The 15,677-nt window shown below is 63.4% G+C and carries 20 protein-coding genes; 2 read left to right on the top strand and 18 right to left on the bottom strand.

Annotated elements, in window-relative coordinates; all coding sequences use genetic code 11:
* Nucleotides 1–76 precede the first annotated feature (76 nt).
* From AC07R7_RS24210 to AC07R7_RS24150, 13 genes are all read right to left on the bottom strand, one after another.
* Nucleotides 77–2,155, bottom strand: coding sequence for a ParB/RepB/Spo0J family partition protein (locus AC07R7_RS24210; RefSeq protein WP_494636860.1), 2,079 nt, complete (start codon nucleotides 2,153–2,155; stop codon nucleotides 77–79).
* 175 nt (nucleotides 2,156–2,330) lie between these two features.
* Nucleotides 2,331–3,692: a hypothetical protein gene (locus AC07R7_RS24205; protein WP_494636859.1), complete on the bottom strand. Its 1,362-nt coding sequence runs from the start codon at nucleotides 3,690–3,692 to the stop codon at nucleotides 2,331–2,333.
* A complete protein-coding gene (locus AC07R7_RS24200) occupies nucleotides 3,685–5,073 on the bottom strand; it encodes an Eco57I restriction-modification methylase domain-containing protein (protein WP_494636858.1) in 1,389 nt (462 codons plus the stop codon). The genes AC07R7_RS24205 and AC07R7_RS24200 overlap by 8 nt, the downstream gene beginning before the upstream one ends.
* Nucleotides 5,074–5,135: 62 nt before the next feature.
* Nucleotides 5,136–5,570: a hypothetical protein gene (locus tag AC07R7_RS24195; RefSeq protein ID WP_494636857.1), complete on the bottom strand. Its 435-nt coding sequence runs from the start codon at nucleotides 5,568–5,570 to the stop codon at nucleotides 5,136–5,138.
* 797 nt (nucleotides 5,571–6,367) lie between these two features.
* The gene (locus tag AC07R7_RS24190) at nucleotides 6,368–6,652 is read right to left on the bottom strand and encodes a hypothetical protein (RefSeq protein ID WP_494636856.1); all 285 of its coding nucleotides are present in this window, start codon (nucleotides 6,650–6,652) and stop codon (nucleotides 6,368–6,370) included.
* Nucleotides 6,649–6,873 carry a hypothetical protein gene (locus AC07R7_RS24185; RefSeq protein WP_494636855.1) on the bottom strand — a complete coding sequence of 75 codons (225 nt, stop codon included), beginning with the start codon at nucleotides 6,871–6,873 and terminating at the stop codon, nucleotides 6,649–6,651. The genes AC07R7_RS24190 and AC07R7_RS24185 overlap by 4 nt, the downstream gene beginning before the upstream one ends.
* A 1-nt stretch (nucleotide 6,874) precedes the next feature.
* Complete coding sequence (locus tag AC07R7_RS24180; protein WP_494636854.1) at nucleotides 6,875–7,276, bottom strand: hypothetical protein; 402 nt, start codon at nucleotides 7,274–7,276, stop codon at nucleotides 6,875–6,877.
* 85 nt (nucleotides 7,277–7,361) lie between these two features.
* The gene (locus tag AC07R7_RS24175; protein WP_494636853.1) at nucleotides 7,362–7,757 is read right to left on the bottom strand and encodes a hypothetical protein; all 396 of its coding nucleotides are present in this window, start codon (nucleotides 7,755–7,757) and stop codon (nucleotides 7,362–7,364) included.
* 144 nt (nucleotides 7,758–7,901) lie between these two features.
* Nucleotides 7,902–8,276, bottom strand: coding sequence for a hypothetical protein (locus AC07R7_RS24170; RefSeq protein ID WP_494636852.1), 375 nt, complete (start codon nucleotides 8,274–8,276; stop codon nucleotides 7,902–7,904).
* Between the two features lie 8 nt (nucleotides 8,277–8,284).
* Nucleotides 8,285–8,956, bottom strand: coding sequence for a nucleotide-binding protein (locus AC07R7_RS24165; protein WP_494636851.1), 672 nt, complete (start codon nucleotides 8,954–8,956; stop codon nucleotides 8,285–8,287).
* Nucleotides 8,957–9,241: 285 nt separating this feature from the next.
* Nucleotides 9,242–9,478: a hypothetical protein gene (locus tag AC07R7_RS24160; RefSeq protein WP_494636850.1), complete on the bottom strand. Its 237-nt coding sequence runs from the start codon at nucleotides 9,476–9,478 to the stop codon at nucleotides 9,242–9,244.
* A 37-nt stretch (nucleotides 9,479–9,515) separates the two neighbouring features.
* On the bottom strand, nucleotides 9,516–10,025 hold the full coding sequence (locus AC07R7_RS24155) for a recombinase family protein (protein WP_494636916.1): 510 nt from the start codon (nucleotides 10,023–10,025) through the stop codon (nucleotides 9,516–9,518).
* A 324-nt stretch (nucleotides 10,026–10,349) separates the two neighbouring features.
* A complete protein-coding gene (locus AC07R7_RS24150; protein WP_494636849.1) occupies nucleotides 10,350–11,021 on the bottom strand; it encodes a hypothetical protein in 672 nt (223 codons plus the stop codon).
* Nucleotides 11,022–11,614: 593 nt separating this feature from the next.
* Between AC07R7_RS24150 and AC07R7_RS24145 the strand changes: the two genes are divergently transcribed.
* Nucleotides 11,615–11,932 (top strand): helix-turn-helix transcriptional regulator, encoded by a 318-nt coding sequence (locus AC07R7_RS24145; protein ID WP_494636848.1) that lies wholly within the window; start codon nucleotides 11,615–11,617, stop codon nucleotides 11,930–11,932.
* A 181-nt stretch (nucleotides 11,933–12,113) separates the two neighbouring features.
* A complete protein-coding gene (locus tag AC07R7_RS24140) occupies nucleotides 12,114–12,401 on the top strand; it encodes a helix-turn-helix domain-containing protein (RefSeq protein ID WP_494636847.1) in 288 nt (95 codons plus the stop codon).
* Nucleotides 12,402–12,497: 96 nt separating this feature from the next.
* Here AC07R7_RS24140 and AC07R7_RS24135 read toward each other — a convergent pair whose 3' ends face one another.
* The 5 genes from AC07R7_RS24135 to AC07R7_RS24115 all read right to left on the bottom strand — a co-directional run bounded on the left by AC07R7_RS24135 (nucleotide 12,498) and on the right by AC07R7_RS24115 (nucleotide 14,825).
* The gene (locus AC07R7_RS24135) at nucleotides 12,498–12,830 is read right to left on the bottom strand and encodes a hypothetical protein (RefSeq protein ID WP_494636846.1); all 333 of its coding nucleotides are present in this window, start codon (nucleotides 12,828–12,830) and stop codon (nucleotides 12,498–12,500) included.
* 80 nt (nucleotides 12,831–12,910) lie between these two features.
* Nucleotides 12,911–13,354 carry a helix-turn-helix domain-containing protein gene (locus AC07R7_RS24130; protein WP_494636845.1) on the bottom strand — a complete coding sequence of 148 codons (444 nt, stop codon included), beginning with the start codon at nucleotides 13,352–13,354 and terminating at the stop codon, nucleotides 12,911–12,913.
* Nucleotides 13,355–13,415: 61 nt separating this feature from the next.
* Nucleotides 13,416–13,934: a GcrA family cell cycle regulator gene (locus AC07R7_RS24125; protein ID WP_494636844.1), complete on the bottom strand. Its 519-nt coding sequence runs from the start codon at nucleotides 13,932–13,934 to the stop codon at nucleotides 13,416–13,418.
* A 68-nt stretch (nucleotides 13,935–14,002) separates the two neighbouring features.
* Complete coding sequence (locus tag AC07R7_RS24120; protein ID WP_494636843.1) at nucleotides 14,003–14,338, bottom strand: hypothetical protein; 336 nt, start codon at nucleotides 14,336–14,338, stop codon at nucleotides 14,003–14,005.
* Nucleotides 14,339–14,402: 64 nt separating this feature from the next.
* Entirely contained in the window at nucleotides 14,403–14,825 is a 423-nt protein-coding gene (locus AC07R7_RS24115; RefSeq protein ID WP_494636842.1) for a hypothetical protein, read from the bottom strand.
* Nucleotides 14,826–15,677 lie beyond the last annotated feature (852 nt).

Below are 15,677 nucleotides of genomic sequence, written 5' to 3'. Positions count from 1 at the left end.
AGGGCCGAAATTCCAAGACTACCGTTCAAAGCTACCTCCAGAGGGTGGCCGGGGCACGATGCCCCGGCCGGTTAGATCAAGCCGCGTCGAGCTGGCCGTCATCGTCAAAGACTTCGTCATCGCCCTCGTCGTCGAAGAGAGCCTCTTCGTCGTCCAGGGCCTCCTCGTCCTCGATGCCGTGTTCGTCCTGGGCGGGCGCATCGTCGGCGGGCGCGGAGAGGACCGGCTCCAGGGGCGGGGTGCGAAGGATTTCCGGCACCCAGCGTTTCCCGGCGAGAACCTGCTCGGCCCGCTCGGCGAGTTCGCCTTTCTTGAGTTTCGCCAGTTCGGGCGTCTCGACCACCTCGGCGCCCTCAGTCATGGCGCGCATGATCTCCTCGCGCGGGATGCGCTTGAAGAACGCGGAGGTCGGCGACCAGAAGTCGGCCATGTCCAAGCCCAGCGCGTCGGCCATCTCGTGGGAGTTCCGGCGACGAAGGTCGGAGTTGATCCCCAGATCGACGGCGTAGACCTGGTTCGCCGTGCAGTAGGCCATGATCCGCATGAGGTCGGCGTCATCGGCGTCGGCGAGGTACGACCACAGGTTCTCAGGCTTTTCGGGAAGGCCGAACGAGATCGAGCCCTTCCGCGCCTCCAGCGCGGCAGCGGGAGCGGAGGCTTTAAGGTCGTCGCCGTGCTTGAACACGTCGTGCTGATAGGTGCCCCCATCAACCACGATGGCGCTGGCGAAGATGCTGCTGCCGTAGGTGTCCTTCTTCCGATAGAAGGTCAGCAGCGCGAGGCGATGGACCAGGGCCACCAGGGCGACCTTGGGGTTGTCCATCATGAGCTGCCGGATCGCCAGGGTGCGGCGGGCGGTGAGTTCTTCGACCAGGGCGGCGGGAAGCCCATCTGCTCGCCGGTTGGGCTGGCCTGCCCCAGTCTTGACCTCAACGGTCTCGCCGTTGCTCTCAGCCGCGCGGGCCATCGCCTTCATGGCCTTGGTGTCCTCGGGCTTCACCAGCCCGCGTTCGATCTTGAGGTCGCCGTTGTAGGGCGAGACGGTGACGATCGCGCCAGCGAGGGCCAAGCTCTCGGCGGTGTATTCCTCCTCGGTCTCTTGCGCCTCGGGTAGCTCGCCCTCCAGCTCCATGAAGCGGGCGGTGTTTTCCTCGGTCTCCTCGGCGTTGGAGAGTTCCTCCAACTCCGCGTTGATGGCTTCGATCCGAGCGAGGGCCTCCTCGCTCAGCGGCTTGTCGGTCGGGTAGACGCGACCGAACTTCTCGGTGTCGGTGTAGGAAAGCTCCGTGCGGACCTCGACCCACTTCCACCCTTCGGCGCGAACGGCCTCGGCCTCGGCTTCCAGGCGTTCGATGGCGAGTTTCTCGACCAGGGCGTGGTCGCCCACGTAGCCCTCATCGTCGTTCGCGAAGAGGTCTTGGCGGATGAAGCCGCCCGCCGCCTTGTAGGCTTCGGCGCCGATGAACTGGAAGAGGCTGTAGTTGCGCGTCTGCCGCTCGCCTTCCACGAGACGACGGCGGAGTTCGTGCGCGGACTTGCTCGGGAAGTCGAAGTACGCCTTCTCCTGGAGCTCGTGATCATCGCTGAGGGTCAGGGCCTGCATCTGCTCGATCGTGACCTCGTCGCGTTCGAACAGTTCGAAGATGCGCGGCGAAACCATCGCCAGCTTGAGCCGACGCGCGACCATGTTCTCAGTGGTGTTGAACCGCTCGGCCACCTCGGCGACGGTGCGGCCTTCATCGACCAGGGCCTTGAACGCCTTGAAGCGGGCGGCGGGGTGCGGGTCCAGCCGCGCCATGTTCTCTTCGATGCTCTCTTCCAAGGCGTGAGCCTCGGAGTCGCAGACCATGCAGGGAACCGCATAGGTCTTGGGAAGCTCCTTGAGCGCGGCCATGTAGTCCAGGGCGCGATAGCGGCGACCGCCGACGTGGACGGCGAACCGGCCCGTGGGCTTGCCCGCCTCGGAGAGTTCCTCGGTGACGCGAAGGTTCTGGAGGACGACGGATTGCTTGGCGGCGCGCCGGGCGCGGAAGCTCACCAGCAGGTCCGAAACGTCCACCTGACCCACGCCGGTCGCGGGGTCTTTAATGTCGCCCTTTCGCATGTTGTTCGGCGACAGGACGAGCTTGTTGAGGGGGATTTCGCGAATGGTCATGTGTCGTTTCCATCATCGGAACCCGGCAACCCCGCCGGGAAGGCGTCGCTGATCAGCGACTCCCTGAATCTACACCAGCCGGGGACCGTCACCCAGCACGGAAGCGCGAAAGCAAGGCGAAATCCTTCGAAAACCCCGCTCTGGAGCCTCCCCAAGGGGCCGAAGGCCCCAATAATCACGCGCGGGCTCCACAGTCCGAGACCGCTCCAGCAGGCACCGCCGATCGCGCCGCTGCGGCGTACATGATCGGCGTGGCCGCCGTGAAGGCGCGGAGCGCCTTGGCGACCTCGGCGCGGAGCCGGGCTTTGCTGGAGACGATGATTTCAGGCGTCAGCGGAACGCCGTCGGCCGTGGCGAAGCCAAAGGCCAGCTGGCCCGCCGCCGTCTCGACGTGGACCAGATGTCCCCGGCCTAGCGCCGGTCCTGCGTATCGGGCGGTAAACTCCCCGAGTTTGCCCGAGACGCCATTGATCATCTTCCCCCAACGGATGTGACCCGCCCCGACGTTATCGCCCCCGCCTACCCCGCGATCGAGCCACACCTTCAGGTGAGCCCGGAACTGGAGCCGGGTGTTGCGGGTGCGCTCCATCGACCGGCAAAGCGGGAGCGCGCCGGCGACCTGGTCGAGAAGATCAAGGTCAGCGCCTTGAAGCGCGACGAGGATGTCATCGAACTCGCGGCCTGCCAGATGGTCGCGGATCTGCTGAGCCGCCGCGTCGGCCGACACGCTGCGCGGCCCGCCCGCCGGCGGGACGAATGCTCCGCCGTCAACGAAGCCTTCGTTGGTCAGAACCAACACCTTGGCCTGGTCGGCGCCCGGGCAATCTTGAATGATCTTGAGGTAGTCGAACTTCGGATCCGCAGTAGCGATGTCAGCGTCGCTAAGGATGACCAGGCGCCGATCCCAGCGCGCGGGGCGCGGCCGATCGGTCGGCTTGAGCCACGCGCTGGGGAGCGGCCGCGCCGCGATCGGCGCGGCCGGCGGCGGGACCATGTTGCTCTTGCGGAGCTGGGCGAAGTAGGCGCGGCGGGCGACATCGAATAGGTCGTCGCGATCGCCGCCGCCGTCGGCAAAGCCCCGGTCATACGCGGCGCGACGGACCTCTTGCGGCGCGCGGCATGGGAAAGCTTCCGAATACTTGTGCGCCCTGCCCGTATGCGCGTCACACCACCCGTCCGCATAGCGATGGGAAAGATGCCAGTCGTAGCCGTAATCGTCCCGGCCGCGCAGGACGGCCAGGTCCCGATCACTGCCCTTCCCCTCCAGGACGCTCCGCTCGACGGAAGCGAAGTTCCGCGCCTCCAGCTCGGCGGCCTGTTCGGCTGAGATCGCGTCGAAGACGGGCTTCATCGCCTGGGTTCGCGACTTCATGCGGGCCATACGATCCTCGGCCGGCGCGCCGTGCGGAAGGTCAGGGAAATCCCGCCACACCATCGCGAGAGCTGCGGCGTGCTCGGGCTTTCGGCCGCGAGCGATCCAGCATTCGGCAACGGCGGGGTCGAACGTCTCGGCGTCTTGCTGGGCTGCGCTAGACATCGAGCCCCTCCAGGTCGGCCGGGATCAGCAGCTCGCGCAGCAGCGTCGCGGTGAAGCTCCTATAGCCGTTCTCTAGCGGCGCGGATCCTGCCAGGGCCTGAGCCTGGACGCGCGGGTCGTTGAGCCACGCCGCGAGAACCTCGGGACCACGCCCGCTCACCACGACCAGGTCGTGATTGAGCGGCATGACGCCGGCGGGGAGCGGAACGGCGCGGAGTCGTCGGGCGATGCGCGGGACCACGATCGCCTCGACCGGAAGCGGTAGGCGGCTGGCAAAGGTTTCCGGCGGAATATGGATCTCGCGCCGGCGGCCACGGGGCGGCATGTTCTGGATTGTGCATTCCAAATGCGCGCGGACAGCCGGATTGATGTCGCCCCGCTCCGTGACCAGGGCCCAACGGTGGCTCCCCTTGAGGCGGTCCTCATGCGGGTGAATGTCCTTCGGGCCGATCACCTTCACGGCTTGGGGGGCGTCGAGGCCCTCCAGGTCCTTCACGACGAAAATCCCTTCGGGGCCAAGCCAGGGCGCGAGCTGGATCTCGGCGAGGTCAGCCAAGCGGGTTCCGGAGAACGCCCCGCGCGCGTCGTCGATGTCGAAGGGCTCGCCGCCCAGCGCCCGACCCGTTCGAGTGGGGGTCAGAACCAGGGCGACGGGATGGACGCGCGCCGGCGTCCCCTTGGACCGCGCCTTGGGCCTGTAGAAGGCAGAGGTCGACTCCAGGCGGCGGCAAGCGGTGACGGTGAAGATCTCGCCGATCTGGCGGCGCAGCTCGGCCGTCCCGCTGTTGATCAGCCAGCGATCGGAGGTGATGGCGCCGATGACACCGCCCGGCTCGACGATGTCGGCCGCCTTCTGAAGGTAGGCGTGCATCAAGTCACCCCTCACATGCCGAGGCATGGCGGCGTCGAACTCCTCACGATAGGCCTCGGGAAGGTTCGCATTCCGGAGGTAGGGCGGGTTCTGGGCGATGCGGCGGAACTTTCCGACCGGGACGAGGGACAGCAGGAAATCCCGCTGCTCGATGATCTGCGAGGCAGCAAGGCTGGCCGCTGCGAGGCTCCACCCTCGCCCCTGAAGGTGATGACGTACCCGCTCACGCGCCGCCCCGGCCGCGCCTGGATGGAACTCGTAGCCCTTCACCCTGACGACGGCCGCGGTGACGCCATCGGCGACCAGGTCGAGGCGCGCCAAGGCGGCAACCACGAAACCGCCGGTCCCCGCGCCCGGGTCGAGTAGAGCTCCGCCGCACTGCGGCCACTCCAGGGCGTCGAGGAGCGCCTCAACCTCCGGCGGGACGGTGTAGATCGCGGTCGCTTGGTGGATGGCCTCGATGTCGAGGGCTCGCTGGTCAACGCGACCAAACAGGTCGAGAGCTTCCATGTTCATGATCCATCATCGGATCCCGGCAACGCCGCCGGGGGGCGTGAGGCGAGAGGGAGGCGCTAGGCCAGCCACTCGCCCTTCATCTTGAGAAACAGCTCGCCAGCGGCGGCGTTGACGGTGGAAGAGCTGCCGAACAGGCCGCCGGATTCCACCACGCAGGCGAAGGGACGTTCGGTGATCCGATAGACGCCGGCGCTCGTCGTCATCTCGAACTGATCCTCGCCCAGCGGTCGGATGCAGCCAAGGCGGCCCATTTGCAGGCCCTTGGTCCAGAACATTTCCCAGATGGTGTGGAAGATTTCGCCTTCGGTCATGGTGAAGGGCGACGGGGGCGAGCGTTTCACTTCGCAACGCCAGCCATACACCGCGATCGCCTCGAATGACTCTTGTTCGATCAGGCGGAACGTCCCGTCCAGGTCCGCGTCATCGGAAACGAAACCGGCAAGGTCGCCAGCGGGGGAAGAAACCGTAACGAGCATGTCGCTCTCCAACATTGGACCCGGCAACATCGCCGGAAGCGGTTGACTAGGAGATTAGACCGGCCGGGCGACACCGCCAAAGGCAAACCGCCCTCCCCTCCCCGAAATCGCCCGCAAACCCCTCTCTGGAGCCCCGTCCCCGAGGCCCAAAGCCTCGGGCTAAGCGAATAGATCAGGCTGGATCTCGCGGGCCGTGATCCAGGCGAGAGCGAAATCCTCAGCGCCGCTCTGGTCGTCGCAGGGGAAAAGCTCATGACAGTTGAAGAGGCGCACAGCGCCATCAAGCTCCATCGCGACGGCAAACAGCCCAGCGGCCGTCAGCGCCTAGAACGGGAGGTCATCTGCATCGTCGGCGTGCGGAAGAGGCTCGTATAGGAGCCGCGCTTTTCGCTTGCGATCCCATCGCTCCGCCATTCCGCGGACGCCCCTCATGACACGATTTCGGAACATCCGGATTTGCCAAAGCGTGTCGGAGCGGCGAAGGCGGCGATAGCTCTCGCCGACAGGACTGGAGAGCCAGAAAAGCCAGACAATCTCCAGCCGCTGTCGAGGCGCCACGATCCAGAACGCTCGCCAGTGCGCGGCATTCCAGAGCGCCCTATCGCGTTTTGAGATGGCTTTGCGCTCCCGCTCATCGACGGGCGGGCCCGGCAATTCGTGTTCGTATAGGCAGTCATAGCCGCATGTCGGACAGTAGAAATTCCCAACATGGTCTTTGGGGATAATCACATCCCTGACCGCAACCGGGCCGCATCCGTCACAGGTGAAGAAGAGTCCCCTGGTCCCTGGAGTCGCTGACACGCTGTTTCGGGTCATTTCAGCCACTCTCCGGACAGGAAGTGGAAGAACGCGGCCATGATCGGCGCTAGGATGGCCGCTCGGAAGCTGTCCTCCAGGAAGCCCATACCCGTCGCGGTGAGAAAGAGAACTAGGGAGACTGGGCTGGCGAGCCACAGCACGTCCCGGGGCACATCGCTAAAAGCGTGGAAGGCTCGAACGAAGTTGATGGCGGTGGAGCCGAGCCAGCAGGTCAGCAACAGCACCCACAACACGAAGAGGATCCGGCCCAGCGGGTCCAGGCGCTCGAACAGGTTCATTTCACGCCTCCCCGCGCTTTGACCCTTGCTGCGACGAGATGCATGTCGCCGGCGATCACCTGAAGCGTCACGTAGGTGAAAATCGCCGCCGGCAGCGTGCATGACAGGACATCCGCCAAGCCCTCTCCGAAACATGGGTAGGTCAGCTTCCCGACCGCCAGCGCGTAGAGAATGGCGAACTGGATGAGCTCGGACCCGGACACCTTAGAGAGCTTTCCCATATCACTCTCCAAGGTTCTGAATGGGAGAGCAGTAGTCGCCGCTGGCGAAGCACAGCTCGGAGGCCCTGACGATCGGCAAGCTGATCGGGCCACTGCCCTTGGTCCAGGTCTTGATCGCTACAGGCGTTCCGACGACGCCAGGCCAAACCCCCACGACCTGGAGACGCCGCCCGGGGATTGTAACGACTGTCCTGCTGTCGCCCGCCGGCTCGACCGCCACCACGGCTCCGGCCCGTGAAAGATGCTCTACGGGCGGATTTGTGACCTGGATCGTGAACACCACGGCCGCGATCGTGACAGCCCCAATGGCGCCAACAGCGAAGTCGTTAGTGTCGTTCCACATTCTCGCCGCCCGCTTGGCGAGCTTCTCCTTTTGCACACCGGGACTTCTGGCGGTTGACATGTTCACTGACTCCCTCTTTGGGGGTGGGTAACACCCTATAGGGTATGCCCGTTAGGTTTAGCGGACGTTAGGTTCTCGCGAAGATTTAGCCGTTCACCACCAGGGAAGCGGCGATTTCGAGGTTCGTATCCAGCGCCTCGTAGAGGCCTCCGCGAACACTCCAGCAGCTCCCGGTGTGATGCACCTGGACGGTGCTTCGGCCAGTCGAGATCTCGATCAGGCCCTCCCCGATGAGACGCGCGAAGCCGTGCTCGCTGACGTATTGCTGCCTGCGGACCATGTTGTCGTAGATCGTCGCGACCCGCTGGGCCTCGGTCTCGCCGGCGGTTTCGGCAACGACCGAGACGTTGCAGAACTGCCCCAGGACAGAGATCGGCGGGGCCGTGGGCGAGCATTGGAGCGCGAAGGGCGCATTGAGCGGCGTTCCATCCGGCACAAAGCCGATGGCGCTAGAGCTTCCGAACTCACAGAAAACCAGCATTTGAGCCATCCATCATTGGACCCGGCAACATCGCCGGAGGGCAATCGCGTCATGCGACTTTGGTAGTCTAGGCTCGGGGAAGAAGAGTTCAAGCTCGCCCTCCCCTCCCCGCCCGTATTCGTGGAATTACCGCCCCCCTGGAGCCTACTTCCCGGTGGCCGCCTTCCAGGCGGCGACCATCTCATCGATCACGCGACCAATCTGGATTTCGCGGCTGTTGGCCTCTTCGTAGATGGCGTTCATAGCTTCGAGCGACACCTTGGCGGAAAAGCTTTCGTTGTAGGGCGATTTCTTCCGTTCGCGGCGCAAGGGCGTTTTCGCCGGTGGCGCCCGATCTCGCCCCTCTGACGACGGCTGGATCAACGCCGGCGGGCTTGCCGCTGGCGCGTCCTCGCGCGCGAAGCCGCTTTTGGACGCCACGGCGAGGATCGCCTCGTCGTCGAGCGGCTCCCGCGTCGCGCGAGGCTTGATACCGGCCAGAATGTCACGCCGAACGGGTTTTGCTGCGGTCTCTGACATAGTCCACCTCACGCCGCGTCTGCGGTCTGTTTGATCATATCCAGGACGGCGTCGAGCAGACCCGTACTCTCGGCCAGAGCCTTGTCGAGGTTGGGCACGTCGCCAGCGTCGAGGTTCTGAAGCGTAGTGCTGTAGGAGAACATCGCCTGGTAAGCGGTGCGGTTCGCAATCGAATAGAGGATGGGGATGCCCGCCCCTCTTACCGTCGCTTCGAGCGTGTTCATTTCGCGCGATCGGAACTGCGGCACGCGCATCCAGACCAGGGCGTAAGGGTGCTTTCTCCGCGAGGTTTCTTCCATGTCGCGGATGAGTTCGACCGTATCGACCGCGTCCATTACGTCAGGTGCGCTAGGATTGGCCGGGACGATCGTCAGGTCCGAATTGCCCGCCGCTGCGGCAATCGCCAAGTTCGCCGTTCCGGCAACGTCGACGATCACGCAATCGACCTCGTCGGCGGCGGCGCGGATGGCCTTGCTCACTTCGCGTTCAAGCGCCTTCGTGACGGAAATGCCGTCTGGAAGGCTGCCAGCCTCAGCGACCTTCACAAGACGCCCAGCTGGATCCGCGTCAATGATGCGGACGCTGTAGCCCTGCGCCTCAAGCGCGCCGGCGAGGATGAGGCTCAGGGTCGATTTCCCGGCCCCACCCTTACTTGAACACACCGAAAGTACGGCTCCCATCGGTAGACTCCGCGTATGCGCCGCCGCAACACTACGTCGCGCACTGGCCCACTATCCCGCTGCGAGACGCATCGCGGCCATATTCCGCGCGTCTCCACAGCCTAGGGCATATGTACAGCACGCGAGGGCGATACGCAAGCGATATGTCGGCTATATTCGGACTAGTTCAATGCAGTCGCTATGCGCTGCGTTTGTCATGCGCGTGGTCGCCGCGCACTACGCGTCGACAAGTGGAATGGTATTCGGATGCTAGTGGTATACCGTTTGTCTACCGGTGGAGCTCCATCACTCCAAGCCTTCCGCGGGAAGGATTGACTCTCCAGCCGATTCCGCTCGCTCGATCTCGACCAGAAGGACCTGAGCGCCGCGCGGATCGAGGCCTGAAAGATCACGGAAAATCGGCCCAATAGCCGGCGCCAGGTCTGAGACTGCGGCTCCGTGGCCCTCAGCAACCTTCAAAAGGAAAGCGTCAAGCTTCTGCCGGCTAAACGAAAACGCCCACTGGCCTTCGGAAACGATCATAAGTCACCTCAACGGTGACATTCTGCACAGACGAGGTTTAGCACGGGTTAGCGTTCAACCCAGAATTTGATATTTCACGCGCGCATCTAAGCTCAGCGACCCTCCGAAGAAACGTCGCCTTCGAGACACCGGACGCGGCAACGGCCTCTGACAACCCAATATCCTTTGCAGTGTAAGCCTCAAGGGCTCTGACCAGGTTGGCGCCGGAAAGGGTAGGGGGGCCGAACCGCCGAGCCCGCCTCGACCGGCGAGAAAGATGCAAAGCCCTCTGTCGGAACTGGCTCAGTAAACGGGAGAACTCAAAGCTGCTGGTAGCGACCCGAGTATCGAACCCATCGTGAAGCGACACCAGATGAGCGTTCGCGGCTTCGATCTGCCGAAGGATCTCCAAAAGATCCTCAATCCGACCGGCAAGCCTATCGAACCCCGCGACCACGAGAACGCCGCCAGACGCAGCCCGGATCGCTTCCTCCAGGCCTGGTCTGATAACCAGGGAGATCCCACCAATATCCTCGAACACCGCCGAACAGCCGGCGTTCCGGAGCATCTCGAGCTGCGCGATGGCTTCTCCGCACTCGGCCGTCCTACGTGAGTAGCCGACATGCTCGCCTTTTCGGTCGCAAGTCGCGCCAGAAATTCGCGAGACTTGAGACTGCTGTGAGGGGAGGGCGTCGCTCATACCCTATAGGGTACCTCATGGCGCACGCGATCGCCACCTCTGCCATCTCGAATGACATAGGGAGGCCGTTGCTGTGGCCCGAAGGTAGCTCATTAGGCACAGTGATAGCGCCCGGCACATTGGGAGCCGGTGTTATCCTTCACATGACAGGTATATCCATAGAATAAGAGGAAAAGAGGATTTCAGGCGCACTCACTGAACTCGCGCGAGGCTCTCCAAACGTTTCCGCTCAAGAGCTTCCTCCATGCGTTTAAGAGCCGCCGACATCCCGGTAGACGCCCCCAAGATTTCAACTCCCGCCTTGTCGTAAGCCTTCTGCTCAGTGGCCCGCTGTTGCTGTCTGACCAGCTCGTCAGCGGGGAGGGGGAAGAACCGCTCAATCAGGCCCGCGGCCTTGGCCGGAAGGCTGACGCGATAAGCATTGGAGGTTTGTCGAAGCTGCGGGCCCGCGCCGACGCGCGAAGTCCGCTCCACCCGCCGAACCCGTTCCAGGAACCCATGAAGGACCAGGTTGCGGATCGCCCGTGCAACTGCCGCCCTGGAGCGCTTCACCTTCCGGCAAATCTCGGCGAAGGACGGATCCACGCGGCCACGGCAGGCGTGCGCCATGTTCGCGAGATACTTGGCGACGCGGACGGCCGTGGCGCCGAGCGCGCCCTCCCGCTTTCCATAGCGCTTGGTGGCGTCTTCAAACGCCTCACACGCGGCGGCGATCTTTCGGGCCTCGTGCTTCGTCACGGACCGCCAGAAGGATCTCTCAAAAGTCCCGCGCAACCGGCTGGATTCACGAAAGATAACGTCGCGCTCGCTGACCGCGAGCAAAGGGGAGGGGGCTACCCCTCCAAGCAGGACTGAGCTGTCCATCGGATCCTCTCCACTAGGATGAGGCCCTCCGACTGGCTCCAGACGATAGGCAAGCCAGTAACGTGCTCAGAATCATGATTCTGAGTTGACTGGCCTTCGGTTTCGTGGGATTTCCTTGGTTGCGACACCGGCGGAAAACGCCACGAAATCCCGAACTATCGAAAGGCCCGGCCGAAGAGCTGGGCTTTCGTCTTTTTGGGCCTCATCGCACACACACCCGAGCGACACTCAGACCAAAGAGACGGAACGAAGACTCGCTTCGCCAGGGGGTAGTGTGCCGAACTGACACGCCGCGAACACCCCCATTATTATTCTCTGAGAGAATAAAATTAGGCTTGCGATTAACGAGTTTTAAGGAATTGCCGATTCTCGGAAGCGACAAATTCCCCAATAAAGACAATGGTTCGCTGAGTCGGTAGGCGGCTTGGGGCACCGGGAACAGACCAAATTCGGCGTCGCGAATTTGCGCGAGGTGCTGGTCAAAAACTGGCGAACCGTCATATAGATAGCGGCACAATCTGCGACGATTTGCGGGCGTCAAACTCGCCGTCGATTCAGGCTTGGTGGTCAGGATCTGAGAGGCAGAGAATCGGATGTTGGTGGACCAGGCGCCAAAGGCTGACCCGCATGTCGATGGAGACTGGCTCGCCGTGCGCCAGGCTCTCGGCACTCGCATCCGGACCCTGCGGATGAACAGGAACTGGTCCCAGCAGAAGCTCGCCGATAGCGCTGGCACGCGCCAGGCGAAGGTCTCTCTACTAGAAAGCGGTCGGATCGAGCCGGAGCTGGGCTTGGTGTACCGCATCGCGCGCACTTTCGAGGTCACGATCCCAGAGCTTTTCGGTGGAGAGGAGACGCGTAAGCGCGGCCGCCCACGGTCAAAGCCCGCGCCGTCCTCCAGCAATTCTTAATTCGCCGGAACTGTTGGCGCCCGCGAAACGCTGCAGTAACCAATCTGGCGTTCTCTGCCGGCAGACGGCACACCCCTCGCGAGCGGGTGCATTGGTGCTCGTCCCAAGGTGTGGGCGGGCAATTTAAGAAGGGTCGAGGTGCTATGCTGGTCTGTGCGCTGACGGCCGCAAGGGAGATGCTATGCCTACGGTCCGCCCGATCGACACAAGCGAGTTTCCGGAAGTCGGATATTTCGCCGAAGCGCTTAAGCGCCAGCGCGAACTCCAGGAGATCAATCAGGTCCACGTTGCTGAGGCGACCGGTGTAAAGGCGAACTATATCAGCGGCATCGAGCATGGCGGCGTGAACGTCACGATCACGATGATGTCGCGTATCGCCGCCGCGCTCGGCGTGCCGCTTTGGCAACTCCTGCTTCCGCCGGACATTCGGCAGCTCCTCTACGAGAGCGACGTTCTCGACATCAAGTAGGCGGCCTGAAAGCGGCTTAAGCATAGACAATACTCTCCCGTCCGCTCGCGTGCGCGTGCGGCCGGGCCCTTACAAAACGTTGTGGAACTGACCTGGTTAGGCCGCGACGTGCCGGATCCGGGGCGGCTTATTGGCGACCAGGTCCGTTTGTCGTGAAGCTACGAGCTGGGCCAGGATAGAAAGATCGCCGCTGGCCGACCTGCCGAGTGCGTTGGCCGCTAGTGCGCCCTGAAGCACCCGCGCTAGAGCGGGAGACATGTCCGTGAAGTCGCCCAGGTAGTCGCCAACTTCGATGCTGAACTGCTCGAGCGCGACCGCCTGGCCGCCTGCGACTGACCGAAGATAAGCCTTCAAATCATCGGGGGTGATGTCGAACGCGCACCCGTCCTGAAACACTACCATGAAACGCCCCTTACCGAACTGAACCATGTTTACGTTTCGGCTGGTTACTCGAAAGTTGCTGACTCGCGTTATTTCGTCGCACTCGCCTCAGATTTGTATCGACGCCCCTAACTGGCCATCCGAGCCCGCGCCGGATCTTCCAGAGCCTCATCGTCGGCAACCAGAGCGGAGCTGATCGCAACGAGGGCCCTGCGCATGTTCGGCGACAGGCGCCGATACGAAGAAAGCAGCTCCAGGCTGCCGCCTTCCGCGAGCAGATCCTGGACGCCGGTCAGCGCGTCGAAAGTCTCGCCGGCTGAATGGTCAGGGAGCCCTTTGAAGAAGTAGGACACAGGCACCTTCAGGACTTCCGCCGTCACGAAAAGGGTGGACCCCGAAATGCGGTTTGTCCCTCGCTCGTACTTCTGGAGCTGCTGAAATGACACGCCGATCGCGTCGGCGACATGCGACTGGCTAAGGCCAAGCTCCTTTCGCCGAAGCCGAATGTTCGTGCCGACGTAATGGTCAATGACGGCGACGTGGCTCGGCTGAGTTTTGGACCTTCCGACCATATTATGCTCCTGCAGGACCTGGGATGACGATTGAAATGCGCGCGGCGGTGAACAGGTCGGCCTAGTAGCGCAGGCCGGACATGTTGCGCCTGGGCGCGGGGGTGTCGTGCGGTGACTTCCGGCGAGGCGGTTGCCGTGGCTGATATGCCTTCTGAGCGTGGTCGCCGCAGTATGGCCGCCCATCGGGCGCACGACGGGCGCAGAAGGTGAAGCCGTCTGACAGGGGGTCTCCTATCGGCCACTTGCACATGTGGGGGCCAACCGTCAGGACGGTGGCCGCGCCAGGTTCTTCGCGATCCACGGTCCGGGTCGATGCAGCGAGAGCCGGCGCAGGAGGCGCTTTAATTGGCGCCACGGGCCGCGGGGCCAACGGTGCCGCCCGGGAGGGCAGGCGAGGGGCCTTGAAGGCTGGACGGGCAGGCTGCGATGGCGCGGCTCGGCCCGCGAGCCCAAGCCGGTGAACCTTACCAATCACAGCATTACGGGAGACGCCGCCTAGCTGCTTGGCGATCTGACTGGCGGACAGCCCGTCAACCCATAGCTTGGTCAAGGTCGCCACCTGTTCGTCGGTCCAAGACATGCGCTTCGCTCCAAGCCGATATGATGTGGAAGGGAAGGGCGGGGGACAGCGGCGCCGTTCAAAGCGCGCTACTCAACCGCCCGGATAATGGCAGTGGTCTCCTGCCGGAGCGCCTTGATGAACTCGGCTTCCGCTTCGGCGATCTCCGCGTCTGTGAAGCCGTATTGCCCCCCCACTGCGGGAGAGATCAGGCGCGCGACCGTCGATCGAGGGAAACCCAGCTGCTCCAAAGCGGGAGCGGCCTGGTTCGGACGCCATTTGGTGAGTAGCTCGTTGGCCCGCCTCATGCGCTCCAAGCGATCTCTGAAGCGGTGAACCTCGGACGCCACTGCGGGCTCTGGCGGCCCGCCAGAGCCGTGAAGCGCTCTGCGCTCCACGGCCCGCGCTCGGTTGTCGGGGAACATTCCCTACTCCTCTCCAACCCCGGCCGCCGGAGGGGGTAGCGGCCGGGGGAGGGCGACCAGGGGTTTACATCGGGATGCGGAGGCGGAGCTGACGGGCCAGGAACACGGCCTGGGTGTCGCTGGTCCGGCGCAGCAGTTGCTCGGTCAGCTTGGCGTCGGGCTTGCCCTTGCGGACCACCACGGCGTCGATGCACTGACGGCCGCCGTCGACCTTCGGGCACAGCTTGTCGATCACCTGGCTGCGGATGGACGGGATCCACATGTCGCGGGGCATGGCGGCTTGGTACTCGCCGCAGTTGCGCGAGAAGCTGGCGATCGGGCCGTCCGAGGCGTTCACGTCGGCGCAGCCGGTGCTGTCGACCGTCACCAGGAACAGCTTTTCCGGCGCAGCGCTGACGTTCTGAGTGGTTTCAGCATTGGCCGTGAAACCGGCGCCCAGGACCAGGGCGATGGCGGCAGCTTGGGCGATCTTCGAGCGAATGGTCATGTTGTCTAACTCCTTGATTTTCCGAGCCGTCTGGCCGGTGTCAGCGCCGTGCTGACAATTAGGAGTTTAGCGGCAACAAAAACGAGAGCAACCCCAAAACACCCTATAGGGTAATTTATGTGTGCTGAATACGAGATTAACCACTCTCTGGAGCAATCTATACATCAACGGAGCGCGAATGCGCGGAGTTCGCGCCGAAAGTGGGTCGCGCTATAGTTTACGGGACGTATATTTCCGGTTGAAAAACAGCCGGCCCGCCCCGTGATTACAACCCGCCGTGGATGGCGGCTTATCGGCGCGTGCTCTCCAAGGCCGCACGCGTCACGGCGATCGACCGTGATCGCAATATCGGTTCAAGGCGCTCTCAAACTCATCGACGTTCCGAACTGAAAAGACGGGCGTACTGCCAAGCACAGCGGTCATAAACTGGGTAAAGCGCGAATTAGCGGCCGTTGATCGCAGCTGGTTTGTACCTTATAGGGTAATTCATGTTGCAGCCGCTTAGGTGTGCAGCTGACGCGCGCTCGCCGCCGAACCAGGGAACCGCTTATGTCCAAAAGAGCAAATTGCGGCGGCAACGATGCTGCCGCGCAGCGCCGCCTTAGCGGCCGTGCAAGTGATCAAGGAACATCGCGCGCCAGGGACGGAGCGCCTCGGCGCTTCTTCGTCTCAGTCGCCACGGCCGCCACTGTAGCGGCCGGCGGATTCAACAACAGCGCAGCCATTGTTACAGCAGTTGGCGCTGCTGTTCTGGCCGCGACACCGGCCCAAAGCCAAACGCATGATCCCTGGTACTGCGAAAAGAATCCGGACGATCCGTGGTGTCCCGGACAAGACTGCGGTGACGGGAAG

The sequence above is a fragment of the Caulobacter sp. GW821-FHT05F04 genome (genome assembly GCF_059419665.1).
This window is presented reverse-complemented; position numbering and strand designations above follow the sequence as displayed.

What these genes read in the sequence shown, in the direction of transcription:
- AC07R7_RS24180 (WP_494636854.1), bottom strand. Translation starts at nt 7,276, where the DNA reads ATGTCAACCGCCAGAAGTCCCGGTGTGCAAAAGGAGAAGCTCGCCAAG.
- AC07R7_RS24210 (WP_494636860.1), bottom strand. Translation starts at nt 2,155, where the DNA reads ATGACCATTCGCGAAATCCCCCTCAACAAGCTCGTCCTGTCGCCGAAC.
- AC07R7_RS24165 (WP_494636851.1), bottom strand. Translation starts at nt 8,956, where the DNA reads ATGGGAGCCGTACTTTCGGTGTGTTCAAGTAAGGGTGGGGCCGGGAAA.
- AC07R7_RS24130 (WP_494636845.1), bottom strand. Translation starts at nt 13,354, where the DNA reads ATGGTCGGAAGGTCCAAAACTCAGCCGAGCCACGTCGCCGTCATTGAC.
- AC07R7_RS24120 (WP_494636843.1), bottom strand. Translation starts at nt 14,338, where the DNA reads ATGTTCCCCGACAACCGAGCGCGGGCCGTGGAGCGCAGAGCGCTTCAC.
- AC07R7_RS24115 (WP_494636842.1), bottom strand. Translation starts at nt 14,825, where the DNA reads ATGACCATTCGCTCGAAGATCGCCCAAGCTGCCGCCATCGCCCTGGTC.
- AC07R7_RS24150 (WP_494636849.1), bottom strand. Translation starts at nt 11,021, where the DNA reads ATGGACAGCTCAGTCCTGCTTGGAGGGGTAGCCCCCTCCCCTTTGCTC.
- AC07R7_RS24160 (WP_494636850.1), bottom strand. Translation starts at nt 9,478, where the DNA reads ATGATCGTTTCCGAAGGCCAGTGGGCGTTTTCGTTTAGCCGGCAGAAG.
- AC07R7_RS24145 (WP_494636848.1), top strand. Translation starts at nt 11,615, where the DNA reads ATGTTGGTGGACCAGGCGCCAAAGGCTGACCCGCATGTCGATGGAGAC.
- AC07R7_RS24140 (WP_494636847.1), top strand. Translation starts at nt 12,114, where the DNA reads ATGCCTACGGTCCGCCCGATCGACACAAGCGAGTTTCCGGAAGTCGGA.
- AC07R7_RS24200 (WP_494636858.1), bottom strand. Translation starts at nt 5,073, where the DNA reads ATGGAAGCTCTCGACCTGTTTGGTCGCGTTGACCAGCGAGCCCTCGAC.
- AC07R7_RS24170 (WP_494636852.1), bottom strand. Translation starts at nt 8,276, where the DNA reads ATGTCAGAGACCGCAGCAAAACCCGTTCGGCGTGACATTCTGGCCGGT.
- AC07R7_RS24155 (WP_494636916.1), bottom strand. Translation starts at nt 10,025, where the DNA reads ATGCTCCGGAACGCCGGCTGTTCGGCGGTGTTCGAGGATATTGGTGGG.
- AC07R7_RS24175 (WP_494636853.1), bottom strand. Translation starts at nt 7,757, where the DNA reads ATGCTGGTTTTCTGTGAGTTCGGAAGCTCTAGCGCCATCGGCTTTGTG.
- AC07R7_RS24205 (WP_494636859.1), bottom strand. Translation starts at nt 3,692, where the DNA reads ATGTCTAGCGCAGCCCAGCAAGACGCCGAGACGTTCGACCCCGCCGTT.
- AC07R7_RS24190 (WP_494636856.1), bottom strand. Translation starts at nt 6,652, where the DNA reads ATGAACCTGTTCGAGCGCCTGGACCCGCTGGGCCGGATCCTCTTCGTG.
- AC07R7_RS24195 (WP_494636857.1), bottom strand. Translation starts at nt 5,570, where the DNA reads ATGTTGGAGAGCGACATGCTCGTTACGGTTTCTTCCCCCGCTGGCGAC.
- AC07R7_RS24135 (WP_494636846.1), bottom strand. Translation starts at nt 12,830, where the DNA reads ATGGTTCAGTTCGGTAAGGGGCGTTTCATGGTAGTGTTTCAGGACGGG.
- AC07R7_RS24125 (WP_494636844.1), bottom strand. Translation starts at nt 13,934, where the DNA reads ATGTCTTGGACCGACGAACAGGTGGCGACCTTGACCAAGCTATGGGTT.
- AC07R7_RS24185 (WP_494636855.1), bottom strand. Translation starts at nt 6,873, where the DNA reads ATGGGAAAGCTCTCTAAGGTGTCCGGGTCCGAGCTCATCCAGTTCGCC.